Annotated in this window: 43 protein-coding genes and 2 pseudogenes; 31 read left to right on the top strand and 14 right to left on the bottom strand. The window is 68.5% G+C overall.

Annotation, left to right across the window (positions count from 1 at the left end; translation table 11 throughout):
* Positions 1–80: 80 nt before the first annotated feature.
* Entirely contained in the window at positions 81–2,381 is a 2,301-nt protein-coding gene (locus tag IPJ61_RS18895) for a bifunctional DNA primase/polymerase (RefSeq protein WP_297111509.1), read from the bottom strand.
* A 218-nt stretch (positions 2,382–2,599) separates the two neighbouring features.
* Positions 2,600–3,013, bottom strand: a complete 414-nt coding sequence (locus tag IPJ61_RS18890) for a hypothetical protein (protein WP_297111506.1) — start codon at positions 3,011–3,013, stop codon at positions 2,600–2,602.
* A gap of 92 nt (positions 3,014–3,105) precedes the next feature.
* Between IPJ61_RS18890 and IPJ61_RS18885 the strand changes: the two genes are divergently transcribed.
* On the top strand, positions 3,106–3,267 hold the full coding sequence (locus IPJ61_RS18885; protein ID WP_297111503.1) for a hypothetical protein: 162 nt from the start codon (positions 3,106–3,108) through the stop codon (positions 3,265–3,267).
* Positions 3,268–3,277: 10 nt separating this feature from the next.
* On the opposite strand, the gene IPJ61_RS18880 is transcribed toward IPJ61_RS18885, so the two are convergent.
* Both IPJ61_RS18880 and IPJ61_RS22435 read right to left on the bottom strand, forming a co-directional pair.
* Positions 3,278–3,511 carry a hypothetical protein gene (locus IPJ61_RS18880; protein WP_297111501.1) on the bottom strand — a complete coding sequence of 78 codons (234 nt, stop codon included), beginning with the start codon at positions 3,509–3,511 and terminating at the stop codon, positions 3,278–3,280.
* 1 nt (position 3,512) lies between these two features.
* The gene (locus IPJ61_RS22435; RefSeq protein ID WP_366505928.1) at positions 3,513–3,737 is read right to left on the bottom strand and encodes a helix-turn-helix domain-containing protein; all 225 of its coding nucleotides are present in this window, start codon (positions 3,735–3,737) and stop codon (positions 3,513–3,515) included.
* A 280-nt stretch (positions 3,738–4,017) separates the two neighbouring features.
* Here IPJ61_RS22435 and IPJ61_RS18875 point away from each other — a divergent pair, with 280 nt between their 5' ends.
* The 30 genes and pseudogenes from IPJ61_RS18875 to IPJ61_RS18735 all read left to right on the top strand — a co-directional run bounded on the left by IPJ61_RS18875 (position 4,018) and on the right by IPJ61_RS18735 (position 19,854).
* The gene (locus IPJ61_RS18875; protein ID WP_297111498.1) at positions 4,018–5,430 is read left to right on the top strand and encodes a DUF7666 domain-containing protein; all 1,413 of its coding nucleotides are present in this window, start codon (positions 4,018–4,020) and stop codon (positions 5,428–5,430) included.
* Positions 5,427–5,801 carry a hypothetical protein gene (locus IPJ61_RS18870; RefSeq protein WP_297111495.1) on the top strand — a complete coding sequence of 125 codons (375 nt, stop codon included), beginning with the start codon at positions 5,427–5,429 and terminating at the stop codon, positions 5,799–5,801. Before IPJ61_RS18875 ends, IPJ61_RS18870 begins: the two co-directional genes overlap by 4 nt.
* On the top strand, positions 5,798–5,977 hold the full coding sequence (locus IPJ61_RS18865; protein WP_297111492.1) for a hypothetical protein: 180 nt from the start codon (positions 5,798–5,800) through the stop codon (positions 5,975–5,977). Before IPJ61_RS18870 ends, IPJ61_RS18865 begins: the two co-directional genes overlap by 4 nt.
* Before the next feature lie 157 nt (positions 5,978–6,134).
* Positions 6,135–6,539, top strand: coding sequence for a DUF7173 family protein (locus tag IPJ61_RS18860; RefSeq protein WP_297111489.1), 405 nt, complete (start codon positions 6,135–6,137; stop codon positions 6,537–6,539).
* A 262-nt stretch (positions 6,540–6,801) separates the two neighbouring features.
* Positions 6,802–7,143 (top strand): hypothetical protein, encoded by a 342-nt coding sequence (locus IPJ61_RS18855; protein ID WP_297111486.1) that lies wholly within the window; start codon positions 6,802–6,804, stop codon positions 7,141–7,143.
* Complete coding sequence (locus IPJ61_RS18850) at positions 7,143–7,973, top strand: ATP-binding protein (RefSeq protein ID WP_297111485.1); 831 nt, start codon at positions 7,143–7,145, stop codon at positions 7,971–7,973. Before IPJ61_RS18855 ends, IPJ61_RS18850 begins: the two co-directional genes overlap by 1 nt.
* Positions 7,970–8,473, top strand: coding sequence for a DUF669 domain-containing protein (locus IPJ61_RS18845; protein WP_297111482.1), 504 nt, complete (start codon positions 7,970–7,972; stop codon positions 8,471–8,473). The genes IPJ61_RS18850 and IPJ61_RS18845 overlap by 4 nt, the downstream gene beginning before the upstream one ends.
* 1 nt (position 8,474) lies before the next feature.
* Positions 8,475–9,518: a PDDEXK family nuclease gene (locus tag IPJ61_RS18840; protein ID WP_297111479.1), complete on the top strand. Its 1,044-nt coding sequence runs from the start codon at positions 8,475–8,477 to the stop codon at positions 9,516–9,518.
* Between the two features lie 5 nt (positions 9,519–9,523).
* Positions 9,524–11,188, top strand: coding sequence for a DEAD/DEAH box helicase family protein (locus IPJ61_RS18835; RefSeq protein ID WP_297111475.1), 1,665 nt, complete (start codon positions 9,524–9,526; stop codon positions 11,186–11,188).
* A complete protein-coding gene (locus tag IPJ61_RS18830; RefSeq protein WP_297111473.1) occupies positions 11,136–11,336 on the top strand; it encodes a hypothetical protein in 201 nt (66 codons plus the stop codon). Before IPJ61_RS18835 ends, IPJ61_RS18830 begins: the two co-directional genes overlap by 53 nt.
* Before the next feature lie 227 nt (positions 11,337–11,563).
* Positions 11,564–11,785, top strand: coding sequence for a hypothetical protein (locus tag IPJ61_RS18825; protein WP_297111470.1), 222 nt, complete (start codon positions 11,564–11,566; stop codon positions 11,783–11,785).
* A complete protein-coding gene (locus tag IPJ61_RS18820; RefSeq protein ID WP_297111467.1) occupies positions 11,782–12,444 on the top strand; it encodes an HNH endonuclease family protein in 663 nt (220 codons plus the stop codon). The genes IPJ61_RS18825 and IPJ61_RS18820 overlap by 4 nt, the downstream gene beginning before the upstream one ends.
* Positions 12,441–12,695, top strand: a complete 255-nt coding sequence (locus IPJ61_RS18815) for a hypothetical protein (protein ID WP_297111464.1) — start codon at positions 12,441–12,443, stop codon at positions 12,693–12,695. The genes IPJ61_RS18820 and IPJ61_RS18815 overlap by 4 nt, the downstream gene beginning before the upstream one ends.
* Entirely contained in the window at positions 12,692–12,967 is a 276-nt protein-coding gene (locus tag IPJ61_RS18810) for a hypothetical protein (protein WP_297111461.1), read from the top strand. Before IPJ61_RS18815 ends, IPJ61_RS18810 begins: the two co-directional genes overlap by 4 nt.
* Positions 12,964–13,119 carry a hypothetical protein gene (locus IPJ61_RS18805; RefSeq protein WP_297111459.1) on the top strand — a complete coding sequence of 52 codons (156 nt, stop codon included), beginning with the start codon at positions 12,964–12,966 and terminating at the stop codon, positions 13,117–13,119. The genes IPJ61_RS18810 and IPJ61_RS18805 overlap by 4 nt, the downstream gene beginning before the upstream one ends.
* Positions 13,046–13,930: pseudogene (locus tag IPJ61_RS18800) on the top strand (recombinase family protein); the annotation flags it as partial. The gene IPJ61_RS18805 and the pseudogene IPJ61_RS18800, both read left to right, overlap by 74 nt.
* Positions 13,931–13,994: 64 nt before the next feature.
* A pseudogene (locus IPJ61_RS22430) lies at positions 13,995–14,096 on the top strand (recombinase zinc beta ribbon domain-containing protein); the annotation flags it as partial.
* A gap of 18 nt (positions 14,097–14,114) precedes the next feature.
* A complete protein-coding gene (locus IPJ61_RS18795; RefSeq protein ID WP_297111453.1) occupies positions 14,115–14,396 on the top strand; it encodes a hypothetical protein in 282 nt (93 codons plus the stop codon).
* Positions 14,397–14,421: 25 nt separating this feature from the next.
* A complete protein-coding gene (locus IPJ61_RS18790) occupies positions 14,422–14,934 on the top strand; it encodes a hypothetical protein (RefSeq protein ID WP_297111449.1) in 513 nt (170 codons plus the stop codon).
* Positions 14,934–15,281, top strand: a complete 348-nt coding sequence (locus IPJ61_RS18785; protein WP_297111446.1) for a hypothetical protein — start codon at positions 14,934–14,936, stop codon at positions 15,279–15,281. The genes IPJ61_RS18790 and IPJ61_RS18785 overlap by 1 nt, the downstream gene beginning before the upstream one ends.
* Positions 15,278–16,021: a hypothetical protein gene (locus tag IPJ61_RS18780; RefSeq protein WP_297111443.1), complete on the top strand. Its 744-nt coding sequence runs from the start codon at positions 15,278–15,280 to the stop codon at positions 16,019–16,021. The genes IPJ61_RS18785 and IPJ61_RS18780 overlap by 4 nt, the downstream gene beginning before the upstream one ends.
* Positions 16,018–16,224 (top strand): hypothetical protein, encoded by a 207-nt coding sequence (locus IPJ61_RS18775; RefSeq protein WP_297111440.1) that lies wholly within the window; start codon positions 16,018–16,020, stop codon positions 16,222–16,224. The genes IPJ61_RS18780 and IPJ61_RS18775 overlap by 4 nt, the downstream gene beginning before the upstream one ends.
* Positions 16,221–16,775: a helix-turn-helix domain-containing protein gene (locus IPJ61_RS18770; protein ID WP_297111437.1), complete on the top strand. Its 555-nt coding sequence runs from the start codon at positions 16,221–16,223 to the stop codon at positions 16,773–16,775. The genes IPJ61_RS18775 and IPJ61_RS18770 overlap by 4 nt, the downstream gene beginning before the upstream one ends.
* The gene (locus IPJ61_RS18765) at positions 16,772–17,101 is read left to right on the top strand and encodes a hypothetical protein (protein WP_297111434.1); all 330 of its coding nucleotides are present in this window, start codon (positions 16,772–16,774) and stop codon (positions 17,099–17,101) included. The genes IPJ61_RS18770 and IPJ61_RS18765 overlap by 4 nt, the downstream gene beginning before the upstream one ends.
* Complete coding sequence (locus IPJ61_RS18760) at positions 17,098–17,328, top strand: hypothetical protein (RefSeq protein ID WP_297111431.1); 231 nt, start codon at positions 17,098–17,100, stop codon at positions 17,326–17,328. Before IPJ61_RS18765 ends, IPJ61_RS18760 begins: the two co-directional genes overlap by 4 nt.
* Positions 17,325–17,966: a hypothetical protein gene (locus IPJ61_RS18755; protein WP_297111429.1), complete on the top strand. Its 642-nt coding sequence runs from the start codon at positions 17,325–17,327 to the stop codon at positions 17,964–17,966. The genes IPJ61_RS18760 and IPJ61_RS18755 overlap by 4 nt, the downstream gene beginning before the upstream one ends.
* A 280-nt stretch (positions 17,967–18,246) precedes the next feature.
* Complete coding sequence (locus IPJ61_RS18750; RefSeq protein WP_297111426.1) at positions 18,247–18,558, top strand: hypothetical protein; 312 nt, start codon at positions 18,247–18,249, stop codon at positions 18,556–18,558.
* Positions 18,548–18,856 (top strand): hypothetical protein, encoded by a 309-nt coding sequence (locus IPJ61_RS18745; RefSeq protein WP_297111423.1) that lies wholly within the window; start codon positions 18,548–18,550, stop codon positions 18,854–18,856. The genes IPJ61_RS18750 and IPJ61_RS18745 overlap by 11 nt, the downstream gene beginning before the upstream one ends.
* 429 nt (positions 18,857–19,285) lie before the next feature.
* On the top strand, positions 19,286–19,456 hold the full coding sequence (locus IPJ61_RS18740) for a hypothetical protein (protein WP_297111420.1): 171 nt from the start codon (positions 19,286–19,288) through the stop codon (positions 19,454–19,456).
* A gap of 23 nt (positions 19,457–19,479) precedes the next feature.
* Positions 19,480–19,854, top strand: a complete 375-nt coding sequence (locus IPJ61_RS18735) for a hypothetical protein (RefSeq protein WP_297111419.1) — start codon at positions 19,480–19,482, stop codon at positions 19,852–19,854.
* A 32-nt stretch (positions 19,855–19,886) separates the two neighbouring features.
* Here the strand turns inward: IPJ61_RS18735 and IPJ61_RS18730 are convergent, their stop codons facing one another.
* The 10 genes from IPJ61_RS18730 to IPJ61_RS18685 form a co-directional block, all read right to left on the bottom strand.
* Positions 19,887–20,228, bottom strand: coding sequence for a DUF6527 family protein (locus IPJ61_RS18730; protein ID WP_297111416.1), 342 nt, complete (start codon positions 20,226–20,228; stop codon positions 19,887–19,889).
* An 8-nt stretch (positions 20,229–20,236) separates the two neighbouring features.
* The gene (locus tag IPJ61_RS18725) at positions 20,237–20,467 is read right to left on the bottom strand and encodes a hypothetical protein (RefSeq protein ID WP_297111413.1); all 231 of its coding nucleotides are present in this window, start codon (positions 20,465–20,467) and stop codon (positions 20,237–20,239) included.
* Positions 20,467–20,739, bottom strand: coding sequence for a hypothetical protein (locus tag IPJ61_RS18720; protein WP_297111410.1), 273 nt, complete (start codon positions 20,737–20,739; stop codon positions 20,467–20,469). Before IPJ61_RS18720 ends, IPJ61_RS18725 begins: the two co-directional genes overlap by 1 nt.
* A 52-nt stretch (positions 20,740–20,791) precedes the next feature.
* Complete coding sequence (locus IPJ61_RS18715) at positions 20,792–21,061, bottom strand: hypothetical protein (protein ID WP_297111408.1); 270 nt, start codon at positions 21,059–21,061, stop codon at positions 20,792–20,794.
* A gap of 4 nt (positions 21,062–21,065) precedes the next feature.
* Positions 21,066–21,275: a hypothetical protein gene (locus IPJ61_RS18710; protein ID WP_297111405.1), complete on the bottom strand. Its 210-nt coding sequence runs from the start codon at positions 21,273–21,275 to the stop codon at positions 21,066–21,068.
* An 83-nt stretch (positions 21,276–21,358) separates the two neighbouring features.
* On the bottom strand, positions 21,359–21,946 hold the full coding sequence (locus IPJ61_RS18705; RefSeq protein ID WP_297111402.1) for a hypothetical protein: 588 nt from the start codon (positions 21,944–21,946) through the stop codon (positions 21,359–21,361).
* The gene (locus tag IPJ61_RS18700; RefSeq protein WP_297111399.1) at positions 21,943–22,098 is read right to left on the bottom strand and encodes a hypothetical protein; all 156 of its coding nucleotides are present in this window, start codon (positions 22,096–22,098) and stop codon (positions 21,943–21,945) included. Before IPJ61_RS18700 ends, IPJ61_RS18705 begins: the two co-directional genes overlap by 4 nt.
* A complete protein-coding gene (locus tag IPJ61_RS18695; RefSeq protein WP_297111397.1) occupies positions 22,098–22,562 on the bottom strand; it encodes a lysozyme in 465 nt (154 codons plus the stop codon). The genes IPJ61_RS18700 and IPJ61_RS18695 overlap by 1 nt, the downstream gene beginning before the upstream one ends.
* Position 22,563: 1 nt before the next feature.
* Positions 22,564–22,773: a DUF7940 domain-containing protein gene (locus tag IPJ61_RS18690; protein WP_297111394.1), complete on the bottom strand. Its 210-nt coding sequence runs from the start codon at positions 22,771–22,773 to the stop codon at positions 22,564–22,566.
* Positions 22,770–23,126: a hypothetical protein gene (locus tag IPJ61_RS18685; protein WP_297111391.1), complete on the bottom strand. Its 357-nt coding sequence runs from the start codon at positions 23,124–23,126 to the stop codon at positions 22,770–22,772. Before IPJ61_RS18685 ends, IPJ61_RS18690 begins: the two co-directional genes overlap by 4 nt.
* Positions 23,127–23,128 lie beyond the last annotated feature (2 nt).

Here is a 23,128-nt window from a genome sequence, read left to right as displayed (position 1 = left end):
CCATTCGACGAAAACCAGCGCCAGGAGCCAATCGAGCGGGAGACGAACACCGGTCACCCATTGGTCACCCAGGCACCCGTTCACGCTGCCACCTCTTGGACGAATCGCCCGGCAACGTAGTTGACGCCGCGTCCGGAGACGGTCGGGATCGTGTAGAGCACCTGGTCGGAGACCATGGCGTCGAGCAACTTCCCACGCTCGTCGTGTCCGAGCTTGCGGTACGGCTTGCAGACCTTGTGGAGGTCACGCCGGGGGATCCCGCACGGACCGACCCGCGTGATCGCGTCGAGGAGCGCCTGGTAGGCGTCGGGCTTGTCGTCGTCGTCCGTGCCCAGGAGCTCGAACTCTTCGAGCGTGACCTGCAGGCACTCTCCGACGAAGGCGTTGCACCAGGCTAGGACCTCGGGCGTGACGGCCGGCTCGCGAGGGTTTGCCCATGCCGCCATCGCGGTGCACAGCCGGCGCAATGTGCGGCGCGCGCCGAGCGCGAGCGCGCGCGCCGACAGCGGCAGCCGCGCTGCGCGCTCGATCCACGTGCGCTCCACGGACTGGATGTCTGCCACGAACCGCACGACGATCGGTGTCGGCTCCTGGAGCGCCAGCGAATTCATCAGCTGGTCCATCGCCGGCTCGGTCTGCCCGGGCTCGAACCCGCGTAGCGCACGCATGGCCTCCAGCGCCACCGCCGGCAGTTCGGCAATTCGGGCGGCGGGCCGATCAACCCAGTCGCCATCGATCGTCGGGACGAGCAACATGGAGTCGAGCGCGCCGCGCGCGAACTCGCTGCGCTTGAACAGGCTCGCCATCTGCGCCTGAGCGACCGCGGCCAGGAGCGACATGGAGGGGCGAAACAGAGTCGGCAGGACAGGCTGACCGCGGTCTGGCTTCAAACCGAGCTCGGCCCAGTTGTCGAGCGCGATGGTCTGGCCGGCGTGCACGCGCCCGGACAGGATCGAGAGCGCCTGCTCGAGCAAGCCACTCGGCTGGCGCCGGGCGAATCGCAGCTGGTCACCCCAGTCGTCGGCCAGGTAGAGCGTCGACGGGTTTCGAAGGATCGCGGCGTACAGCTGGGCCGGGGACGTGAAGCGCTGGCCGCGCACCATCGAGCGCAGGCCCGCCGACATGATGTGCTGCTCGGCGACGTGCAGCGCGTAGCGCACTTGGCTCACCGTCGGCGCGAGCACCCCGATGAACACGTGCGCAGGGTCCCCGTGCTCGCTCACGTACCGGCGCGACGCGCACGCCGACATGATCGCAAGCGCCGCGGCCTGGCTCGCCAGCACGTGGGTCTGAGCGGACGACTGACTCGCCCAAGCGACGATCTCGTTCAGGCTCGTGACCGGCATCGGCCGCGCTCCGACGCGCGAACCGTCGACGATCCTTATCTGCGGGTCCGTCGTCAGCGCTTCGACCTCGTCGGACGTCAACGCGCCGGCGCCGGCCGGCTCATGGCGCTGATGCTTGAACCCGTGGTCGTAGGCCAGCGCCCAGATGGTGGGCAGCTGCACCGCCTCCCCCATCGGGCGCCGACGAAACGACCGCCACACCCGCATCTGGTCGACGCAGTCGTACTTCGCGGACGACTGCGACCATGAATCCCACAGCGCGAACCCATCCTGGCCGCCGACGTCGTTGTGCACGGCCATGCCAACGCGCAGCCAGGTCTCCCGATCATCCGACGGGATCACGGCCAGTGCCGCGCGCAGCCGGTCTATCTCCCCGTCCGGCAACGGCGCGCGCGCCGCGGCGGCCCCGACTTCAGAAGCCGGCGCCGCCCGCGCCAGGTCGCGGATCCAATCTGGCAGTGGCGACGCCACAGCGCCCTCCAGAGGATCGCTGGAGGCCTCGAACGCGTAGCGCCGACCGGAGACGTGCGTGGAGGGTTCGACGACGATGTATCCGTTGTGCTTGACGTCGACGCCGGGCCCGAGCTTGCCTGGCAGCTGCAGTGCCTGACCAGCTGGCACCGAGAAGACCCGATGCTCGCCGCCGCCGCCGGTGAACGCGAGCACGTCCGACTCGAGCGGGCCGTGGCGCGCCTCGATCTCGGCGATCGTGTCCAGTCCGCCATTGCGCGGATCGATGTCGATCGCCACCAGGTTCGAGGACGCGAGCAGGACCGCGATGTTGGCCTGCGGGTACTGACGCCACCACCGCTCGATCTGCTCGAGCTCCGTCGTGGCCGAGTTCTGCCCCTGCGGCGCGGCCGCGCTGATCGGATGCTTGGCGGCGGTCTTGCAGCCAGGCTGTCCGCATGCGCACCGCCATTGGCCATCGACTTCCTGCGCCCACCACAGCGGGAACACCCGCCACCCGATGCGGGCGTAGCGGCGCGCGAAGGACAGCGGAGACCGGGCGTCTCCGATCGACGAGACCGACATCACTCCCCGTATGCCTCGAGCGTGTTCTGCAGTTCACGCATGCGCGCGATCCCAGGCCTGGAAAGGCCCGCAATTCGCCGCGCCTTGAATGCCGCCTTCTTCCAAGCGACGGCCGCCTGGTGCGAGCCCCCCCCCCAGGAGCGATGCGGGAACCCGGTCCGTCAGCTCGAGCAACCGCGCGCGCAAGGAGTCGAGCTCGCAGGCCTGCGCGACGCCCGTCATGCGGATCTCCCGTTCAGCGCGTCGACGAGCACGCGCTTTTCCATGCGCAGGCGCTCGACCTCTTCGCGCGCGATGCGAAGTTGGCGCTCCGTCTCGGACTCGATCTGCACGAGCGTGCAGCCGGTCTGGTAGGCCAGCCACTCCGCATAGATCCGGTTGTTCACGACGTAGCAGAACTCGGCGAGCTTGTCGGCGTCCAGAGAGGCCTTGCCCTGCTTCATGCGGGACAGGTAGGCCGCATCGACATCAATGCCGTCGGCGATCTCCTTGTCCTCGAGGAGCGACGAATTGCACGCGAGCGAGAACGCATGCCCCTTGGACTTGCAGCGGCGCACCTTCTCGATGGGCTCGTCGTTCGGGGCGGCCCGACGCACGAGCTTCAGAGATGCCTGCGCCGGCCGTATGTCCATCGACGTCAAGACAGATGACGTGCATGGACGTTCGATTTCAGGCGAGCGTTCGCGAATCGCCGACTCCATGGCGATCCTTTCAGGAGCCCGAAGTGAATGAGAAACCGGACCCGACACACCCGCTGCGCACGTGGCAGCGAGATCCGATTCCGGTGCGCACCGAACCGCTGGCAGTGCAGCTCGAGCGCCTGGCCGCGGCGGCAGACGACCTGGCGGAGCGACTGCGCAAGCTCGCGGTCCGCGCGCATTCGTGAAAACCGGTGTTCACGCCACGCGCTCCACGCCGGCAGCGTCGGCCACGCGCATCAGCTCGAGCGAAGGGACGGCGCGCAGGTCGGAACCGTCGCTGCCCGAGATGACCTCGAGGAGATTGCCGTCCTTGATCATCGCGAGGATGTGCGTCGCGTGGTCGACGCCTGCGGGCGATTGCAGGATGCGGCGCACGAGCTGCAACGCCGGGCGCATGTCGATGCGGATGGGGCCGGGGTCGCTGGCCACGTCAGGCGACCCTTGCGGAATCGCGGAGCACGGACCAGTCGACATCCGGGCGGAGATCCTCGCAGCGAACGGCGCCGGCAGTGGCACGCTCAATCGCCGGGCAGTATTCCGCCGGAATCGACTTTCGCTGCCGCCAGTTCGAGACGGCGCCCTGAACGACACCGCATTGCGTCGCGAGAGCGGATTGACTTCCTACGATGCTGATTGCGCGGTCAAGGTGTTCCATGGCCATATCTGAACACGAATGTGTTGTTTCGGTCAACACCTGTGTGTTTCCCCAATGCGGTGGAATCTCCGTCATGGAGACAGTTTCGGACGCAGACGTCGAGGCGAAGATGCCCATCACGCGCACTACCCGCGCTGGCCGGAAGCCCTAGCGAAAAAATTTTGCCCGCGACAACACAAACGTGTTGACACAGGAAAACACGTATGTGATTATCCCGTCACGCCGTGCAGTTCGCGGCCCGTGCCGGCGCGGACCACCGGCGGAATACGAGGGGAAAGCGATGGCGGTCAAGAAGAAGCCGGCGAACGTCGCAGCAGACGACGGTCTCGTCTGCATCAAGGGCTTCGACAGCGAGCTGCGCTGCCGTGGCATGCAGTACGAGGTCGGCAAGACCGTCGAGCACGACGGCCCGGTCAAGATCTGCTCGAGCGGCCTGCACGCGGTCGAGTACCCGCTGGACGTCTTCGGCTACTACCCGCCGTCCGGCAGCCGCTTCGCCGTCGTGCGAGCGCATGGCGAGATCGACCGCAAGGGCGACGGCGAGGACACGAAGATCGCTGCGGCACGCCTGACGATCGAGGCCGAGATCGGAATTCCCGAGCTCGTGACGCGCGCGATCGACTGGATCGTTTCGCGCTGCACGACAGAAGAAGGCGCGAGCGCCACGGGCTACCAGGGTGCGGCGAGCGCCACGGGCGACCAGGGTGCGGCGAGCGCCACGGGCGACCGGGGTGCGGCGAGCGCCACGGGCGACCAGGGTGCGGCGAGCGCCACGGGCTACCAGGGTGCGGCGAGCGCCACGGGCGACCAGGGTGCGGCGAGCGCCACGGGCGACCGGGGTGCGGCGAGCGCCACGGGCTACCAGGGTGCGGCGAGCGCCACGGGCGACCAGGGCGCGGCGAGCGCCACGGGCGACCGGGGTGCGGCGAGCGCCACGGGCGACCTGGGTGCGGCGAGCGCCACGGGCTACCGGGGTGCGGCGAGCGCCACGGGCGACCTGGGTGCGGCGAGCGCCACGGGCGACCGGGGTGCGGCGAGCGCCACGGGCGACCAGGGTGCGGCGAGCGCCACGGGCGACCAGGGTGCGGCGAGCGCCACGGGCGACCGGGGTGCGGCGAGCGCCACGGGCGACCAGGGTGCGGCGAGCGCCACGGGCTACCGGGGTGCGGCGAGCGCCACGGGCGACCAGGGTGCGGCGAGCGCCACGGGCGACCAGGGTGCGGCGAGCGCCACGGGCGACCAGGGTGCGGCGAGCGCCACGGGCTACCGGGGTGCGGCGAGCGCCACGGGCGACCAGGGTGCGGCGAGCGCCACGGGCTACCGGGGTGCGGCGAGCGCCACGGGCGACCTGGGTGCGGCGAGCGCCACGGGCTACCAGGGTGCGGCGAGCGCCACGGGCTACCGGGGTGCGGCGAGCGCCACGGGCGACCAGGGTGCGGCGAGCGCCACGGGCGACCAGGGTGCGGCGAGCGCCACGGGCGAACACTCGGTCGCCGTCTCCGTCGGAGTTGAAGGCCGCGCGATGGCGCGTGCCGGCAGCGCGATCGTGCTGTGCCATCGTGCGGACGACGGTTCGATCGTTCACATCCGCGCGGCGGTCGCCGGGCGCGACGGCGTCAAGGCCGACACCTGGTACGTGCTGGACGCCGACGGCGCGTTCGTCGAAGTCGATGCGCCGGAGGTGGTCGCATGAGCGCCATCGCCATCTCCATCGACGCCGCGCGCGACGCGGCGCACCGCCGGCACACGGACGAGCGCGAGGCGTACACCGCGCGCTACGAATCGACCAGCGCCGCGGTCTATGACGAGCTTCGCGCCGCCGGCCAAGAGTTGCTCTCCGAGACGCTCTGGAGCGCGCTCGACGGCGACGGGATGAGGACGGCCTCGCAGCTCCACCTTCTCGACGCGGTGCTCGCCGCCGCGCGCGACCTCACCGCCGTCGAGTACAAGACCGACGTCGAGCGAAGCATTGCTGTGGCGCGCGTCATCAATGCCTATCGGATCGCCGAGGCCTCTGCGGTCGTGCGGATCGCGGACGGTCGGATGCTCAGGGGCGCGCGATGAACAGCACCCGCGACCTTCTCAAGCGCCCGCGCCAACCTGAAGGGGCCGGTGTCGGCGCGCTGGCCGGCGTGGTGATCTTCGCGCTGCTGTGCATCTTGCTCGGCGTCGCCGCCGCGGACTGGTTCACCGGGCGCACGCCGTTCTCGGTGATGGTGCCGCCGGAGCTGTGCAAGTGAAGCGCCCTTCCTTCACCGACCGACACCGCTACCCGGTTCCCTACCGGCCCGCGGATCACACCGACATCCGCAAGACCTTCGCTCGCCTGCGCAAGCAGGCCGAATCTAACGCCGCCGCGCGCCCGGCCCCTGGCGCGCCTGACACGAGGAGCGCCGCATGAGCGCCGTACTGCACCCAGTCCAGTCCGTGGACGAGCTCGTCGTCGACTGGATCGACGCCAAGCGCGACGAGGATGCCGCCAACAAGCGGCGCGTCGCGATCGAGGAACGCATCATCGCCCTCATGGGCGAGCCCGAGGAGGGCAGCGCCACGCACGAGCTCATCGACGGCTCGAAGCTGACGATCACGTCGAAGATCACGCGCACGATCGACGAGGCCGCCTGGCGCGCGGTGATGGATCGCGTGCCCGAGCGTCTGCGTACGATCACGTTCGTCGAGACCGCGAAGCTGGACCTCAAGGGAATCAGGTACTTGCTGGACCACGAGCCTGATGTCTATGGGATTGTGGCTCAGGCGATCACGTCCAAGAAAGCCAAGTCATCGATCTCGGTGCGAGCCTGACGTGCCGCAGCGAGCCAAGAATGTATCCGGCATGCGATTCGGGACGCTGGCTGTCGTTGAGCGTGCGGCTTCTGATTATCGCCGAGTCGCACTCTGGAAATGCCGGTGTGACTGCGGAAGGGAACTGATCGCACCCGGTCCTGATCTCGCACGCGGGAAACACACGTCGTGCGGGTGCGCCCGGTTCACGCACGCGATGACGAACACGCCGACGTACCGATCGTGGAAGTCAATGCGACAGCGCTGCTTGAATCCGGGCGACGTGTCATTCGAAAAATACGGCGGGCGCGGAATCACGATCTGCGATCGGTGGTCGTCGTTCTCTGTCTTCCTCCACGACATGGGGGTGAGGCCAGACGGAACGTCCCTCGACCGAATCAACGTGAACGGCAACTACGAGCCGGAAAACTGTCGTTGGGCGTCTCCTGTCGAGCAGTCGAACAACACCCGTCGGAACGTCTTTGTTGAACTGAATGGAGAGCGCCTGACGCTCGCTGAAGCGGCACGCAAGTCCGGTGTCCACCGAGCAACGTTCAAGTACCGAATTTATCGTGGCCAGACCGCGCAGGAAGCGGCCCGCCCAACTCAACAGAGGGAAATCTAATGGCGATCGACCTGAAGTCCATCACGCGGGGCCAGGCGGTGCGCGCGCCGCGGATCATGCTGTATTCGAGCCACGGCGTGGGCAAGTCGACGTTCGGGGCGCACGCCGATGCGCCGATTTTCATCCAGACCGAAGACGGCGCCGATGAGCTCGGTGTCGCGCGCTTCCCACTCGCCACGTCGCACCAGGACGTCCTCGACGCCATTGGCGTTCTCTACACCGAGAAGCACGACTTCCGTACGGTCGTCATCGACACGATCGATTGGGCCGACCAACTGATCTGGTCGGCGATCAACGCGAAGTACAGCGCCTCCGACCTCGCCTACGGCAAGGGCGCGGTGATCGCCGCGGAATACTGGCGCGGCTTGCTCGACGGCCTGAACGCGCTTCGCAACGAGCGCGGCATGGCCGTCGTGCTGCTCTCCCACTGCCAGGTCAAGCGATTCGATTCACCCGAGGTCGAGCCGTTCGATCGCTTCATGCCGAAGCTTCAGGAGCGCAGCTCCCAGCTTGTGCAGGAGTGGTGTGACGCCGTCCTGTTCGCGAACTACAAGCTCTTCACGACAGCCACCGACGTCGGATTCAACAAGAAGGTCACGCGCGGCGTGACGACGGGCGAACGCGTGATGTACACGAGCGAGCGCCCGGCCTACCTCGCGAAGAACCGCTACAACCTACCGCACGAACTTCCGCTGTCGTGGCCCGCCCTCATGCAGGCCATGGGGCGCGGCATCGAGCAGGCGGCATCCATCAACAAAGTTTCCGCGCAAGCGGACAACCCCGCCGCTTCTGCGGCCGTCACCCAGGAGTTAGCACCTTGGCGCACTTGAATTTCGACGCCTCGAGCGTCGCACCGCAACAGGCCTTTCAGGTCCTTCCAGCCGGCGTCTACGCGACGATGATCGTCGAATCGGAGATCAAGCCGACGAAGAACGGAACGGGCCAGATGGCAGTCTTCACGCTGCAAGTCGTCGACGGCGAGCACCGCGGCCGCAAGCTCTTCGCGCGCATCAACCTGCGCAACCAGAGCCCCGAGGCCGAGCGCATCGGCCAGGCGCAACTCTCGTCGCTGTGCCATGCCGCCGGCGTGCTGCAGATCGTCGACACGGCGCAGCTCCACAACCGTACCGTGCGCGCGAAGGTAAAGGTCCGCCGCGACCAGACCGGGCAGTACGAGGACCAGAACGAGGTCACCGCGTTCGAGGCGATCGGAAGCCAGCCGGCGCCGATGCCGATGGTGCCCGGCGCACCTCCGATGGCCGCACCGTCAGCTCCCGTGACGCAGCCCGCGGCGGTGTCGACGCCTCCTTGGAAGCGCGCGGCAGCCTGACGTGGCATCCATTCCCGCACCTACGCACTCGCTCGTACAGGCCATCTACGGCCTGTACGAGCGGCGCGAAGCCGAACAGGACGAGCGCCCGTACCTTGGGTGCTCTGTCCTCGGAGAGCCGTGCGCGCGGCGCCTGTGGCTCGGCTTTCGATGGGTCGCGCGCGAGCGCTTCGACGGGCGAATGCTGCGCCTGTTCGAGCGCGGGCACCGCGAGGAGGCCTGGCTGATCGAGGACATGCGCGCGGCTGGAATCACCGTGTGGGACCGCCAGCCCGACGGCCGACAGTTCGCGGTCCAGGCGCTCGGCGGCCACCTGCGCGGGCACATGGATGCAGTCATCCTCGGACTGCCCGAGGCGCCGAAGACACCGCACCTGTGGGACGCGAAGACCATCGCGTCGAAGAAGTACGCCGAGTTGCAGCGCAACGGGTTCCGGAAGCAGTACCCGAAGTACTGGGCGCAGGCGCAGCTCTACATGAACCTGGCGGACCTCGATCGCGCCGTCTTCATGTTCGTGGTCAAGGACACCGACGAGATCCACATCGAGCGCGTGGAGCGCGATCGCGCCGAGTTCGACCGGCTGATCGCGCGCGCAGAGTCCGTTGTCTTCGCCGCCGAGCCGCCGCCGAAGATCAGCAACGACCCGGCGTGGTTCGAATGCAAGTTCTGCCACTTCCACGCGCACTGCCACGGTGACGCGGCGCCGGCGGCCACGTGCCGATCTTGCGCGCACGTGACTCCCGAGCGTGACGGCACCTGGTCGTGCGAGAGCCACGCAATCAGGCTCTCCGAGGACGTGCAGCGCCAGGCGTGCACTGAGCACCGGGTGATCCCGATCCTGCTGGCGAACTGGGCCGAGCAGACAGACGCCGTGGACAGCGCGGTCGTCTACCGCAACAAGCTCACCGGGCACCAGTTCATGAACGGGCCCCGGCCCGAAGGCTACTCGAGCGACGAGCTCGCCGCGTGCAGCGACAAGCGCGCGATCGGAGAGCCCGAGCTGAAGGCGACGCGCGATGAGTTCGCGGGGCGGGTGGTGGCGTGATGTTCGTGATCAGGCCGTACCAGCAGCGCGCGCTGGATCAGGTGTACGCCTGGTGGACGCGCCATGAGTCGCACCAGATCCCGCTCGTTGTGATGCCCACGGGATCGGGCAAGTCGGTGGTGATCGCCGAGCTCGTTCGCCTGCTGTGGGACACGTGGCCCGACGACAGGCCGCGCACGGTGGTGCTCGTGCCTAGCAAGGAACTCGCCGAGCAGAACGCCGACAAGCTCGCGCGAATCATGCCGGCGCACCGCACGGTCGGCTACTACTCCGCGAGCCTTGGCCGCAAGGATCAGCATGCCGACGTGATCGTGGCGACCATCGGCTCGATCTACCGCGACGCGCACCTGCTGGGCGCGATCCGATGCGTGATCGTTGACGAGGCGCACCTGGTTAGCCCGGATGGCGTGGGACGGTACCGACAGTTCGTCGCTGATCTTGGCAAGTACAACTCGCTCGCCATGGTCGGCCTGACCGCCACGCCATTCCGCGGAAACGGGGTGTGGCTCACCGACGGTGACGACCCGCTCTTTCACGGGATCGCGTGCGAGGTGCCAATGGCCGAGCTCCTCGAGGCCGGGCACCTGGCGCCGCTCGTGCGCCCGCAGGACGCGCTCGCAACGCGGATCGACACCGATGATCTGGCGATCGTGTCGGGCGACTACCGGATCGACGAGCTCGCCGAGCGTGTCGACCGCTACATCCCGGGCGTCGTGCGCGAGACGCTCGCCATCGCCGGTGACCGCAAGAAGTGGATCGCGTTCACGCCGAACGTCGCGACCGCCGAGCACCTGGTCGCCGAGCTCGTAGCTGCCGGCGTCACCGCGGCGCTCGTGTGCGGCGAGACCGACAAGCGCGAGCGCGAGGAGCGCGTCGCCGCATTCCGGGCGGGAGGCCTACGCTGCCTGGTCACGGTGCTGGCGCTGGCGACCGGGTTCGACGTGCCCGACGTGGACTGCGTGATCTGGTGCCGCCCGACCAGGTCGCCGGTGCTGTACGTGCAGGGCGCGGGCCGCGGCACCAGGCCGGCACCGGGCAAGACCGACTGCCTGTGGCTGGACTTCAGCGACACCACCGAGCGCCTGGGACCGATCGACACGATCCGCGGCCGCAAGAAGCGCAAGGGCTCGGCGGACGCCGGGGCGCCCTATGCCATCTGCGACGCCTGCGGCGCGCACGTGCGCCCGGCCAGCGCGCTCGTGTGCCCCGAGTGCGGCGCGCAGCTGCGCGAGCTCGAGGACAAGGGCGCGCAGGCCGCGAGCAACGCCGCGATCCTGTCCGCGCAGCTGGCGTCGAAGCTGCATGACTACCCAGTCACCGACGTGCGCTATTCGCGGCACTGCAAGGCCGGGGCGCCCGACAGCCTGCGCGTGGACTACATGAGCGGCCTGCGGCGCGTGGTGAGCGAGTGGGTGTGCCTGGACCACCCCGGATTCGCTGGCGAGAAGGCGCGCTTGTGGTGGGCCCGGCGTGCGCCCAGGGACTACATGCCCGGCGGCGTCAATCAGGCGCTCGATTGGATTGCCGACGGCTACGAGCTGCGCAGGCCTGCGGGCGTGCGCGTAAACGAGTCAGGGAAGTGGCCCGAGATTGTCGGGATTGCCTGGAGTGAGAACGATGACCCGAGCCGAATTGCTGGTACAGCGCCAGGCGCTGCGCAAGCTGCTTAACCCACTGGAGAGCATCGTCATGAGCTGCGAGCACTGCGACCACTTCGAGGGAAGCTGGTGCCGCAAATTCGACGGCGAGCCGCCAGCCGATGCCGTGAAAGTCGACATTCAGTGTTCCGAGTGGATGCACGACGACATTCCGTTCTAGACAAGAAAAACCCAGGAGAGCGCATGACCACCCCCCCCCCCCCCCCCCCCCCCCCCCCCCCCCGCCCCCCCGGCGCCCCCCCCCCCCCCCCCCCCCCCCCCCCCCGCCCCCCCCCCCCCCCCCCCCCCCGAGGCGCGACCCCCACCAGAATTTACGTTGTCACGAATCGCCAGACCGACGCCCAGCGCCTCGTGCGCGCGGCGAACCAGGCGTCCGCCATCCGCCACGTGGCGAGCAGCACGTTCTCGGCTGCCGTCGCGGCCCAGGAGACGCTGGTCGACCTCGTGTCCGAGGGCGTGAAGGTCGAGACGGCCGGCGACGAACTGGAGCTCGGCCCGGCGTGCGCCGAGGCGCAGACAGTCGATCCCGGCCCCGCGCAAGCGAAGACCGAACCCGAGGTCGTCGACCAGGTCGCGTGGCCGTTTCCGACCGAGAAGCAGGCTGCGTGACTTTTGTACCCGACATGAAGCGCCGCCCGTGGACCGGGCCTGACCTGGCCGTGCTGCGCGAGCGGTACCCGACGACGCGCACACCCGAGCTGGCGCGCCTGCTCGAGCGTCCGGTGGCGAGCGTCTACACGAAGGCGCTGCAGCTCGGCCTGCGCAAGACCGCAGCGTACATGTCCGAGTCGCACGGGCCGCACCTGGCGGCGGCCGGCGTCGCGACGCGTCGGAAGGCCGGCGACACGCCTTGGAATCGCGAGCTGCACTACATGCCCACCGGTAACGGCGAGACCAGATTCAAGCCCGGCCAGGCGCCGCACAACACGCTCCCGCTCGGGTCGTACCGGATCAGCGGCGACGGGTACCTGCAGCTCAAGGTGAGCGAGAACAGCGGCTCGCCGTCGAAGCGCTGGCGCAGCGTGCACGAGCTGGTCTGGATCGAGGCGCACGGCCCGGTCCCGGCCGGGCACGTCGTCGTCTTCCGGCCAGGCCGGCGCACGCAGACGCTCGCCGAGATCACGCTCGACGCCGTCGAGCTGGTGAACCGGGCCGAGATGATGAGGCGCAACACCGTGCACCGGCACGGCCCGGAGATCGCGCGGCTGTCGCAGATCAAGGGCGCGATCGTGCGCCAGATCAACCGCAGGGAGCGTGAGCAGGCATGAACGACATCAAGGAGCTGCGCGAGCACCTCTTCGCGACGCTGCGCGATCTTCGCTCGAAGGATGCGCCGATGGACCTGGACCGCGCGAAGGCAGTCGCGCAGGTCGCTGGCACGCTGATCGACAGCGCGCGCGTGGAGGTCGACTTCCTGCGCGCGACCGGGCAAAGCGAAGGGACTGGGTTCATCGCGGCGGAGACCGAGAACCTGCCACCGGGCGTGGTGGCGGTGCACCGGCACAGGATTAAGGGATGAAGTCGATCTTCCCGTTCATTGTCGCGCTCGACGCGCGGCGCCCGGCGGATCGACATTTCAACGTTTTCATCGACGGAGAGCGTGCGAAAGAGGTGACGTCGGTGCATGCGCTCTGGAACGGCGGGCCGGGGTTCGTGGGCAAGGCATGGAGAGACGCCAACGGTCTCCTGCGGCCTGACGACCGAGGATCCATCTATTCCATCGTCGTCTTCCGGTGGCGCGTGCGCGTCGAACCCATCGAGGCGCGGCCGCGCACGGGAGATGCGGCGTGACCGACGCCCTGCGCGCCCTGATCCGCATGCTCGCCGAGCAGATCGTCGACGAGTTTGACGGGGCGCGCGCGCCTGCGGATGATGCACCGGCGCTTACCGAGGAACCCGACGATGATCCGCGCCGCGATCTACACGCGCTTCTCGACCGATAAGCAGAGCGAGGCCAGCCTCGCGGACCAGGAGCGCATCTGCCGCATTCGCGCGGCCGCGCAGTCCTGGGAGATTGTCGCGGTGCACGGCGACGACGGCGTGAGCGGGTCGACGCCGGTCGCGGCGCGTGCCGGCGGCCGGGCGCTGCTCGCGGATGCGCTGGCGGGTCGGTTCGACGTGCTGCTGCTTGAGGGCTTGGATCGCCTGTCGCGCGACCTGGTCGAGTCCGAGCGCGTGGTGCGCCGGCTCGAGCACAGGGGCGTCCGGATCGTCGGCGTCGCGGACGGCTACGACACGGGCGCCGCCGGCGGCAAGCTGATGCGCGGCATGAAGGCGGTCTTCAGTGAGCACCTACTCGACGACATCCGGGCGAAGACGCATCGGGGGCTCGCCGGCCGGGTCGCCCTGGGCATGCACGCTGGGGGCCTGTCCTACGGATACCGATCGATCGAGGTCGACGGCGGGCATCGCCTGGAGATCGACCCGGAGCGCGCGCGCTGGGTCGTCTGGATCTTCGAACAGTACGCCGGGGCCGGCGTCTCGGCCCGGAACATCGCGCACGAGCTCAACCGGATCGGAGTGGCGTCGCCGCGCGGCGGCACCTGGGCAGTGTCGGCGCTGTACGGCAGCCCCGCCAAGGGCTCCGGCGTGCTGAACAATCTGCTCTACATCGGCCGAATGATCTGGAACCGCTCGCAGTGGGTGAAGGATCCAGACACCGGCCGGCGCGTGCGCCTGGACCGGCCGGCGAGCGAGTGGCAGACCGTCGAGGCGCCCGAGCTGCGGATCATCAGCGACGACCTGTGGAACGCGGCGCGCGCGGCGCGACTCGCCGCGGCTGCACGGTGGGCGCGGCAAGGGGGCGGCGCCGAGGACGATGTTCGGCGGGCTGCTGAAGTGCGGGCGCTGCGGAGGGCCGGTCGTCGCCGTCGACGCCCGCCGGTACGGATGCTCGGCGCGGAACGACCGGGGCCCGTCCGTCTGCGGCGGGGTCGAAGTGCCGCGCGAGGACGCCGACGCCCGCCTGCTGTCGCTGGTGCGTGACGAGCTCGCCAGCCCCGCCGCGCTGGTGGAGCTGCAGCGCGCGGTCGCCGCGGCGTCGTCCAGTCGGCGACGCGAGAAGGCGCAGGAGAATCAACGGCTTGCGGGTCGCGTGGACGAGTTGAACCGCGAGATTTCCAATCTAGTCCAGTCGATCGCCAGCATGGGCGGATCTCCGGCGCTGCAGCAGCGCCTGCAGGCCGCCGGTATCGTCGAAGAGCAACAGCAGGCCGCGTAGCGCGGCGCAATCTCAAGGAGTCCTCGTGATCGAATTCTCGTTGGAAAAGCAGAGCGTCACCCTCGCGCACCTGAACACGCGCGCCGAACTTCACGGCGAAGACCCGCAGCCGGCCGCCGACATCAAGTTCTCGTGGTCTACCGGGAACGACATCCTCTCGGAGTTCCACCCGAGCCTGAAGGGCATGATGTTCCGCGCCCCCGATGCCGGAGAGCAGGCGGACCTGATCGATGATCCGAACTACTTGCCGCACTTGCGCTTCCCGAGCCTCGGCCCGCTGCACTGGGACGGGGAGATCGTCGGCGCGACGGTGACGGTGCACTGGGGCGCGAGCGGCAAGGGCGATGTCGTGCTCGAGTCCGCCATCGTCGACAAGTTCCGGTTCGAGCTCGCCGAGGGCGGATCGGTGCACGTGACGCTGCGCGTGAAGTGCCACCCGACCGAAGCGCAGGTGGGCAAGCTGTTCAGCAAGCTCGGCTGCGAGACGGAGATTTCGATCGCGCCGCCGGCGGCCGAAGACCTCGCGGAGGCCGCGTGATGAGCCTGATCAGCACCATGCGCACAGCACCGGGCCGCGGACTTCTGCGCGGCACCTGCGCCAACTGCAAGAAGGACGTCTACGAGTCCAAGTGGATCCTCGACGACGCCTACAACGTGTGGGCCGGCCAGTGCCCGCACTGCAACGCCATCAACTACCTCGCACTGACGTCGCTGCGCGGGTACTCCTCGGCCGGCATGGATCTCGTGCTGCCGACGGACGAAGAGCGCGACGCGAACGAACTGCCGGCGGACACCCCGACGAGCGGATCACATGGCCCGGCCACAGAGCACGGCACCGTCGCGGGCGAGATTTACCACCAACTCACCAAGGAGTCCGCGCGATGAAGTGCGAGGCGAAGACCGAGCAGGAGATGCGCGAGGCCGAGGTCGAGCGCCCGGAAAGCATGGGGGACTTGGTGAACTACATCGAGACCCTCGTCGACCGGGAGCACGACTACGGAACGAGCGTCTATGCGATGAGCATGGCCGCGACCGCAGCGTTCAACTACGTCGCGCACAAACTCGGCGTGACCGGGTTCCAGGCGTCCTGCGCTGACATGGATGTGCTGCGGCGCACGCGGCACATCGATGGGCCGTTCATGCTCATCGACGCCGACCAGATGCTGTACCCGCAGTACAGCATCGAGCGCGTCGTCCGCGAAGCGCTGGTGTCGTGGGGCCCGTGGGCCGCCGAGAAGGCGACGAAACTACTCCAAGACCAGGTCAAGCACCAGTACGTGGCACCGGAGGTCTTGGCGCACTGGCGCCACCTCGCGAGCGCCCCGATCCGTCAACCCCCCCCGCCACCAAGGAGAGCACCAATGGCTGAACGCCCCTACGAGATCACCGACGCCGACGCGCAGACGAAGTCCTACGTCATCGCGAAGACGCCGGCCCAGGCGCTGTACAGCGTCACGAGGAACCGGTTCAAGGCGCGCCCGATGAGCGCGCTCGAGGTCGCCCGCCTGCCGGCCGGAACCGTCATCGCCGACGCGACCGCCGAGCCGCAGCAGCCGCTCGACGACGACGCTGACGACGACGAAGACCTCCCCAACGGGTTCCGCGGCGGGGACGCCGTCGAATGACGACTCGCGTCACCTCACGCTGGGGCGTCGTGTACTGGACGACGCCGGAGTCCTCGCACCCGAGGCTCTGGCACGGTTCGTACCGCACCCGGGGCGAGGCGGACGCGGTTGCGGCTGCGATACGGCCCCGCTACGCCGCGGAAACCGTGCCGGTGAGGATCGAGTACGTCGCGCCTCGCCGGCCCCCCAAGGAGGCCCTGTGACGAACGTAGCAGTGCGGCGCGCGTCGACCGGCAGGAAGTCGCTCACGCGCGAGGAGATGCTGGCCTGGTTGCGCGGCAACGTGTACGTGCGCGAGGGCGGGTGCACCGAGTGGGCCGGCGCGATCATCGGCCGGGCCTACCCGCAGATCATGTGGCACGGCAAGCGCCAACTCGCCCGGCGCCTGCTGGTGGAGCTCGAGGGCCGCCCGCTGGGATCGCGCGACGTCGTCTGGTCGACGTGCGGCAACCCGAAGTGCATGACCTCGTCGCACCTGCTCGTCGGCCCGCGCACGAAGATGATCAAGGACTACGCCGCGCAGGGTCGGTACGAGTCTGGCGCGATCCACAGTCTGCGGGTCGCGCGCGGCCGGGCGGCGAACGCCAAGGTCGGCATCGCCCAGGCGCCGAAGGTCTTCACGATGCGCGCGGCCGGGATGTCGACGCGAGCAATCGCGCGGCACTTCGGCGTTCACGACACGACGGTGCGCCAGGCGATCAAGGCCTGGGCGCGCTGCGGGATCAACGAGATGACCGTGAGGATCGCAGCATGATCGAAGAACTCGTCCGCTTCACCGCCGTCAGGGCGGAATGGAACGCGCAGATCGAGTTGCGCGCCGGCGTGCGGATGCACGATGGCACGTTCTCGGTGGCGCAGCCACTGGTGTTCGCGCCGGCATCTCGGGGCGAGGAAGTTCGGGCCTTCGCCGCCATCGAGTTCGAGGAAGCCCAGCGCCTCATGGACGCACTGTGGCAGGCCGGCGTGCGCCCGACCGACGGCACCGGCAGCACGGGGCAGCTTGCTGCGACGCAGGCGCATCTCGCGGACATGCGCAAGCTCGTGTTCGACCTCCGGGAACCGACCATGGTGCGCGCATGATGAACACCGACCCGTACGTCACCGACGCCGATCGCGACCGGTTCCTCGCCGACCTCACGGAGTTGTCCCGCAAGCACGGGATCATCATCGGCGGGTGCGGGTGCTGCAGTTCGCCGTACCTGCTTCGGGTGGACCGAAAGGATCCGGAGCGCTCCCCGGAGAGCAGGTACGCGTCGCCGACGAAGTATAGCTGGTGCGAGTTCGAGTGGCTGGAGGTGGACGCATGACCCCCGACGACATCCGCACCCTTCTGTACCGTGGCGTCGCGTGGTACTCGCGCGAGCAGGTGCAGGTGCTGCTCGAAGCCTACGATGGCGCCCAGGCGCAGCGGGAGTTCGAGAAGCAGGCATACGCCAAAGACCGGGACGCGCGTGACCGAATTAGCCGCGAGGTCGTCGACCACCTGATAGCGGAGCGCGATGCACAGGCGCAGCCGGTGAACGTCGAAGGCCCTGAGCATCTCGCGCCCCGTCCGGCGCCGGGGCTCGTGTTCGACGCTCGCGGTGTTCTGGTTCCAGCGCAGCCGCCCGCCGACCCGCCGAGGCCGAGCGACCTGCCGACTATCGATGACGTACTCGATGCGCTGATGGTCTTCTGCAAACCGACGGGAGACGAAGAACCGTGGAAGGAAGCGCACTTCATTGCGGTCACGGCACTCCCTGAGTTCATTCACAGCGTGGGTCGCGCGTGGTATTCGCCGCCTGCCGACGTGCCGAGGCTGACGGACGATGATTTTGAGAAGCTAATCAACAACAGCGATGCGCGATGGGCCGAGGACGTGTACGTGATCGACTCGGGAAGCGTCATCGATCTTCTTCGCGCAGTCGAGGACGAGGTGCGGCGGCGCATGGGAGTGACGGGATGAGAGAGCCTTATTACATCGACACCTTGATCGACAGGTTGCTGTTCCCTCCTGCGTCGATGACGGTTGGCAATCTCCAGAAACTGCATAGCGAGTGTGCAGAGATGCTACTTCTCTTTCGCAATACACCATCATCCGCCGACGCCATCCGCGAGGCTGTCGAGGCAGAGCGCGAGGCGTGCGCGAAACTTGCAGAGGGCACAGTGTGCGACGTACATCTCCCAACCGGCATCAAGATTTACGGGCAGGTTGCAGCACGGGCCATTCGAGCGAGAGGTGCAGCATGACCGACGACGATATCGCGATGTTGCGGGATCACGCGAACCGTCTCAGCGTACTCGGTAGTCCATTCGTCGCGGCAGCCATCGCCGCCCTGCTAGCCGAGGTGGGGCACTGGAAATCCGAGGCCAAGTCTTGGGAGAAGCAGGCGAGCGACCGCACAGATGATGCGCTGCGGTTCGCTGCCGAGCGCGATGTGCTGGCGCGGAATGCTGCGTACTGGAAAGAGGAAGCACGCCGCTACTGCGAGAACGCCGATTTCTGGCGCAGTAAATTCGAGGTCGCGGCGATGAAGGGAGCGAGCAATGAGTCCTGAGCAACGTGCCCGCGCGCTGCTGCTGAACGTGCTGTGGTACCACCAGGGCGCGAGCAGTGCGGTCGGGCTGGCGTTGCGCGCACTGCTTGGTATTGGCCGCTTCGACCACCTGAGCGACGAGCAGTTGTCAGAGGCGAAGTGGGTCGACGCGCTGCTGGCGAAGGCAGCGAGGGAGCCGGAGCGCGTGCCGCAGTGCGAGAAGTGCTCCGCGTTTTTCTCGCGGTTCTCGTGCAACGCGCCCGACGAGTGTGACTGCCCGAGGTGCCAGGTGTACTGCGAGTGCGGAGGTGGCAAATGACGTGGCCGCTCACAGATTGGTCTTGGGGGTGTCCTCCGCGACGAGGTTGGTGGTTGACCCGTCTCGGTCCGTCAGATCCTCGTGAGGTGATGATGTATTGGTCTGGATTCGTGTGGGAATCGAACCTTGGATTGTCTCCACCACCAGCGCAAGTACGACAGTATCGCGGACTGGCGTTCGACCCGGCGAGCGCGAGACGTGCGCCACCTGTTCTGGTGGGCGGCAATGTCCTCCACGGATGGTGGGTGCCGAAGCCGTGACCGACTCCCTGCGCGCCATGCCGGCCCCGTCATAGAGGCAGGAAGCGACGCCGAAGGCCCCGTAACACCCAGAATTGACGCAGGCGCGGGTCTGGCATGCGTCAGCAGGATGAGGCGATGAGCAAGCTGCGGGCGGCCGTCGAGGCGGCGATCCACTTCCTCGAGGAGGATGGTCGGGACACGCCCCTGGCGCGCGCGGGCGCTGCGCGAGGCGCTGCCCGAGCTCGACGAGATGGTGTCGATGCAGGCGGCGTCCGGGATGGTGCGCGTCGCCAGGATGACAGAGCGCGAGCGGGCGCGGCGGGAGCAGGCGGACCTGGCCTGGGCCGCCGGGCGCTGATCCATAACGTGGGGAGGATGGCGATGAACCGGAGAGCGTTCCTGAAGGTGCTCTCGTTGCTGCCTGGGATGGCGGTCGCGGAGGAACTCGTCGACGTCACGCGGCCGCCGATCGCGGACGCCCGGTGGGACGCCGCCGTGTCGGCCTGGCAGGGCGCGGTGATCTACGTCGAGACGACCGCCGGCGAACGGGCGTTCGCCGCTCCCGCGGAGATGTGGAAGATCACCGAGAGCGCGATCAGCTACGCTGGCGTGGTCACGTTCGTCGCCGAGGAGCAGATGTCCGTCGGCCGCGTGTCGGTGATGATCCCAGGATTCGGTCTGTCCCCGATGCTGCGCGAACCGTGCGGGATCCCCATGAACGCCGGCGACTCGTTCAACCTCGTGGGCTCGCCCTAGAGTTCTCCTGAGGATCGCGCCTGACGGGCGGGTCAGCTAGGTGGATCGTCTTGCATGTACGGCGGAAGGTCAGGAAGGTCGACCGTCTGCCCGGCGAGCGCGTGCGTACAGTCGCCGAGAAACTGGATCCGGCCATCGGTGATGAACGAGTGGCAGACCTGATCCGGCGGGTCGTCGGGCTCGCGCGGCGCCGGCACGGTGACCGTCACGAGGACCGACGGCGCGAAGGTCGGCGCGTCGGCATTCCCGTTCCAGCCCCAGCGCGGCCCGGGTCCGGTGCCTACGCGGATCGCGTGCGCGCTGGCGCAGCCCGGGCAGAAGAAGAGCGTGTACCCGTCTTGGCCACCGCGCAACTTCCTGGATAGTTGTCCCATGGTCATCCTCAAAGGCTGTCGCGGATGTGCCACACCCCAGCCCACGGCGGTTGCGTGGCGTTCTCTAGGATCCCCTGCGTCGCCAGGGACGAGCAGATGTCGCCGACCCGCCGCGGCGACGCGCCGAGTACGCGGGCGAGCTCGTACGTGTCCTTCCACTGCTCGTCAGAGAGCTCGGCGAGCACGCGCTGGGTGAGCGAGCTCGGTTCGACCGGGCGCCCGCGGCGGGGCGCGCGCATCACCAGTCCGGAATGCCAGGCATGAGCACCAGGCAGGCCCCGAGCGCGACGATCGCGTCGGCTGGCAGGTAGGCCACGGTCGCGACCTCGACGGCGATCCCGCGCGCCTCGGGCGGGCAGCGCAGGACGACGGGAAGACGCTCATCGACCTGCCTGAGCAGGCCGATGAGGTCGCCTACCGACCCGAATCCGACCTCTGCGGGGCGCGCAGCGACAGCATCCAGCAGAGGGCCAGGAAGGCGCCCGCCGGTACCGCCACCCACCACAACCATAGGTCGAACGCCGCGGCCAGCAGTTCGAGCGGATCGATCCACCAGAACGGCATCAGGCGGCGGCAGGCGCCGGCGTCGCGGCCGGTGCGCTGATCTTGCCGTTCATGATGTCCTGGGTGGCGGTCAGCATGGCCGGGAAGTTCGCGTCGCGCACGGTCGCGTTGAAGCGGCCCAGGCGCTGCAGCGACTGCTGGATGATCGGAACGAAGGTCTGCTCTAGCACCGCCGCCTCGGAGGCGCCGAGCGCTCCGATCGTGGTGACGGTGCTGGACTGCTGACCGTTGTCGAACTCGTGAACGAGGCTGATCGTGATTTTCGCCATGGTGCTACTCCTGTGTGTGCACGGGTCGTTCGGTGCGGCCCGGACCGCAACGGACGGAAAGTTGCATGACCTCCTTCGCGGCGTCCGAGAGCGCGTAGAGGCGGCTCTCGAAGCAGACCACGAGGAGATCGGCCGGGATTTCTGGCTTGCAGACCGGGCATGACGAAGGCGCCGCACACCCGCTGATGAACAGGGCGATCAGGGCAGCGCGCATGGCCGGTCCTTGGAAGAAAAAGCGCCCGCGCAAGGCCTGCCGCCTGTGCGGGCGAACACCCTGATGAGGGGTGAGGAGACGCCTTACTGCGACACCGACCGCACGTGGGCGACCAGCGCCGTGAACCTGATCCTGCAGCGCTCGTACAGCGTGCCGCGCTCGCTCAACGCGAGGGCGACGGCGCGCTCGCTGGCGCCGGAGCCGTCGTCCTCTTCGTCCGCGGCGGCACGTCGATCGGAATCGGCGGCAGCGGCGGAAGATCCGTCAGGTCGAGCATCGACGGCGGCGGCAGCGGCGGGCGCACCAGTTCGACCCGGGGAGCGGATGGGGGACAGTTCGTTGAGCAGCTTGACAGCAGCAGCGCCGACAGCGCGGTCGACAGCAGACGTGCGGGCGCGGATCTCATCGTTGACTCTCCTCTGCAGGCTCGTGATGCGGGTGTTCGCGGACAGGAGATCGGCGGCGAGCTTGTCGGCCTTCAGACGGGACGCCTCGCGCACCGCGACCGCCTGACGCTCGGCCTCGACCTTCTCCGCGTTGAGCGCGACGATCTTGGGCTCGAGCTCGCGGCGCGCCGCCGAGTCGCCGGCGAACCACCCCTGCCGGTAGCCGAACCCGAACACGGCGGCGGCCAGCAGCAGGCCAGAGAGGATGCGGAACCAGATGTTCATCGTGCGCTCCAGAGTGCGGTGAGGACGAAGGCCAGCGTGAGCGCGGCGATGCCGCAGAGCACGCCGGCGGCGAAGTGGCGCCAGGCGCGTTCGCCGCGCGCGAGCTCGCGACGGTGGGCGCGCCACGCGGCGACGAAGTCGTACTCGTCCATCAGGCGGCCCCCCGCAGGCAGACGTCACGCTCGGCGGCGCGGCGCTTGGTGAGTCCGGGGAGCGCGACCATGACGCCGGCGACCCGGGCCCGATCCCAGCGCAGCAACTGGTCGCAGGCCTCGGCGTAGCGCCGGGCGGCCAGCAGGCGCGCCGCGGTGGACCGGCCGGTGTCGCAGGCGACGACCGGGCCGATGTTGTAGGTGGCGTCCGCGAACGCCGCGAGCACTTCCACCGGCAGGCCGGGCTGGCACCGGTCGACCTCCTCGACCGCCTCGAGCATTTCGCGCGTCAGCATCTCGCGGCACTGCTCAACGGTCGCGGTGTCGCCCATGCGCACGCCCTTGGTCGACCCGAAGCAAAGAGTTGGAATGCCAACCGGATCTCGGTAGGCGACCTGGCGCAGGCCCTCGGCAGGGATCGCGAGCGCCGTCGCGATGGCCGCGGCGCCTCCGATGCGCTGCACCTTAGTAGCCACGCTGCGCCACCAGACGTGCGACGAACGCGCCGGCCACGATCGCGAACACCACGAGCGCCGACAGCCATCGCGGCCACGGCAGCGAGTCGGTGAAGAACGGCAGCACCGCCTCGCACCCAGACAGCCCACCGGCCAGAACCATGAGGCGCACCGACCACGCGCGGCGCAGCACGCGGCGCCAGTCGTCGACGAGCCTCACGGGGCGGTCCTCCGAGGGTAGCCGTTGCCGTTCTCGACGATCCGGTCGAGTTTGCGCGTGTGCTCGCGCAGGTCGTCCCGGAGGCTTCGAAACTCGTCCCGGATCGAGTCGATCGAGACCTTGAGCTGCTCGTCCTGGCGACGCTGCTCGACCTGATAGGTCGCCGCCTTCTCCTCGAGGACCGCGATCCGCCGATCCATCGCTCCGCCCCATGAGATGAGCGCGCCGGCCAGGGTCAAGGTCGTCAGCAGGTGGCCGACGTTGAGCTTCTTGTCGAGGTGCCATGCGCCGTCTTCTCGCGCCATCTCGTCGAGTCCTTGTTCGTTGTCGTTGGACCGGCCCGAGAGCACCACCA

Source organism: Tessaracoccus sp. (genome assembly GCF_016714275.1).
GTDB lineage: Bacteria > Actinomycetota > Actinomycetes > Propionibacteriales > Propionibacteriaceae > Arachnia.
This window is presented reverse-complemented; position numbering and strand designations above follow the sequence as displayed.

Coding starts and splice junctions, on each gene's coding strand:
- IPJ61_RS18895 (WP_297111509.1), bottom strand. CDS start 2,381: ATGTCGGTCTCGTCGATCGGAGACGCCCGGTCTCCGCTGTCCTTCGCG.
- IPJ61_RS18890 (WP_297111506.1), bottom strand. CDS start 3,013: ATGGACATACGGCCGGCGCAGGCATCTCTGAAGCTCGTGCGTCGGGCC.
- IPJ61_RS22435 (WP_366505928.1), bottom strand. CDS start 3,737: ATGGAACACCTTGACCGCGCAATCAGCATCGTAGGAAGTCAATCCGCT.
- IPJ61_RS18875 (WP_297111498.1), top strand. CDS start 4,018: ATGGCGGTCAAGAAGAAGCCGGCGAACGTCGCAGCAGACGACGGTCTC.
- IPJ61_RS18870 (WP_297111495.1), top strand. CDS start 5,427: ATGAGCGCCATCGCCATCTCCATCGACGCCGCGCGCGACGCGGCGCAC.
- IPJ61_RS18865 (WP_297111492.1), top strand. CDS start 5,798: ATGAACAGCACCCGCGACCTTCTCAAGCGCCCGCGCCAACCTGAAGGG.
- IPJ61_RS18860 (WP_297111489.1), top strand. CDS start 6,135: ATGAGCGCCGTACTGCACCCAGTCCAGTCCGTGGACGAGCTCGTCGTC.
- IPJ61_RS18850 (WP_297111485.1), top strand. CDS start 7,143: ATGGCGATCGACCTGAAGTCCATCACGCGGGGCCAGGCGGTGCGCGCG.
- IPJ61_RS18830 (WP_297111473.1), top strand. CDS start 11,136: ATGACCCGAGCCGAATTGCTGGTACAGCGCCAGGCGCTGCGCAAGCTG.
- IPJ61_RS18815 (WP_297111464.1), top strand. CDS start 12,441: ATGAACGACATCAAGGAGCTGCGCGAGCACCTCTTCGCGACGCTGCGC.
- IPJ61_RS18810 (WP_297111461.1), top strand. CDS start 12,692: ATGAAGTCGATCTTCCCGTTCATTGTCGCGCTCGACGCGCGGCGCCCG.
- IPJ61_RS18785 (WP_297111446.1), top strand. CDS start 14,934: ATGAGCCTGATCAGCACCATGCGCACAGCACCGGGCCGCGGACTTCTG.
- IPJ61_RS18780 (WP_297111443.1), top strand. CDS start 15,278: ATGAAGTGCGAGGCGAAGACCGAGCAGGAGATGCGCGAGGCCGAGGTC.
- IPJ61_RS18775 (WP_297111440.1), top strand. CDS start 16,018: ATGACGACTCGCGTCACCTCACGCTGGGGCGTCGTGTACTGGACGACG.
- IPJ61_RS18765 (WP_297111434.1), top strand. CDS start 16,772: ATGATCGAAGAACTCGTCCGCTTCACCGCCGTCAGGGCGGAATGGAAC.
- IPJ61_RS18760 (WP_297111431.1), top strand. CDS start 17,098: ATGATGAACACCGACCCGTACGTCACCGACGCCGATCGCGACCGGTTC.
- IPJ61_RS18755 (WP_297111429.1), top strand. CDS start 17,325: ATGACCCCCGACGACATCCGCACCCTTCTGTACCGTGGCGTCGCGTGG.
- IPJ61_RS18750 (WP_297111426.1), top strand. CDS start 18,247: ATGACCGACGACGATATCGCGATGTTGCGGGATCACGCGAACCGTCTC.
- IPJ61_RS18745 (WP_297111423.1), top strand. CDS start 18,548: ATGAGTCCTGAGCAACGTGCCCGCGCGCTGCTGCTGAACGTGCTGTGG.
- IPJ61_RS18740 (WP_297111420.1), top strand. CDS start 19,286: ATGGTCGGGACACGCCCCTGGCGCGCGCGGGCGCTGCGCGAGGCGCTG.
- IPJ61_RS18735 (WP_297111419.1), top strand. CDS start 19,480: ATGAACCGGAGAGCGTTCCTGAAGGTGCTCTCGTTGCTGCCTGGGATG.
- IPJ61_RS18730 (WP_297111416.1), bottom strand. CDS start 20,228: ATGGGACAACTATCCAGGAAGTTGCGCGGTGGCCAAGACGGGTACACG.
- IPJ61_RS18725 (WP_297111413.1), bottom strand. CDS start 20,467: ATGCGCGCGCCCCGCCGCGGGCGCCCGGTCGAACCGAGCTCGCTCACC.
- IPJ61_RS18720 (WP_297111410.1), bottom strand. CDS start 20,739: ATGGTTGTGGTGGGTGGCGGTACCGGCGGGCGCCTTCCTGGCCCTCTG.
- IPJ61_RS18715 (WP_297111408.1), bottom strand. CDS start 21,061: ATGGCGAAAATCACGATCAGCCTCGTTCACGAGTTCGACAACGGTCAG.
- IPJ61_RS18710 (WP_297111405.1), bottom strand. CDS start 21,275: ATGCGCGCTGCCCTGATCGCCCTGTTCATCAGCGGGTGTGCGGCGCCT.
- IPJ61_RS18705 (WP_297111402.1), bottom strand. CDS start 21,946: ATGAACATCTGGTTCCGCATCCTCTCTGGCCTGCTGCTGGCCGCCGCC.
- IPJ61_RS18700 (WP_297111399.1), bottom strand. CDS start 22,098: ATGGACGAGTACGACTTCGTCGCCGCGTGGCGCGCCCACCGTCGCGAG.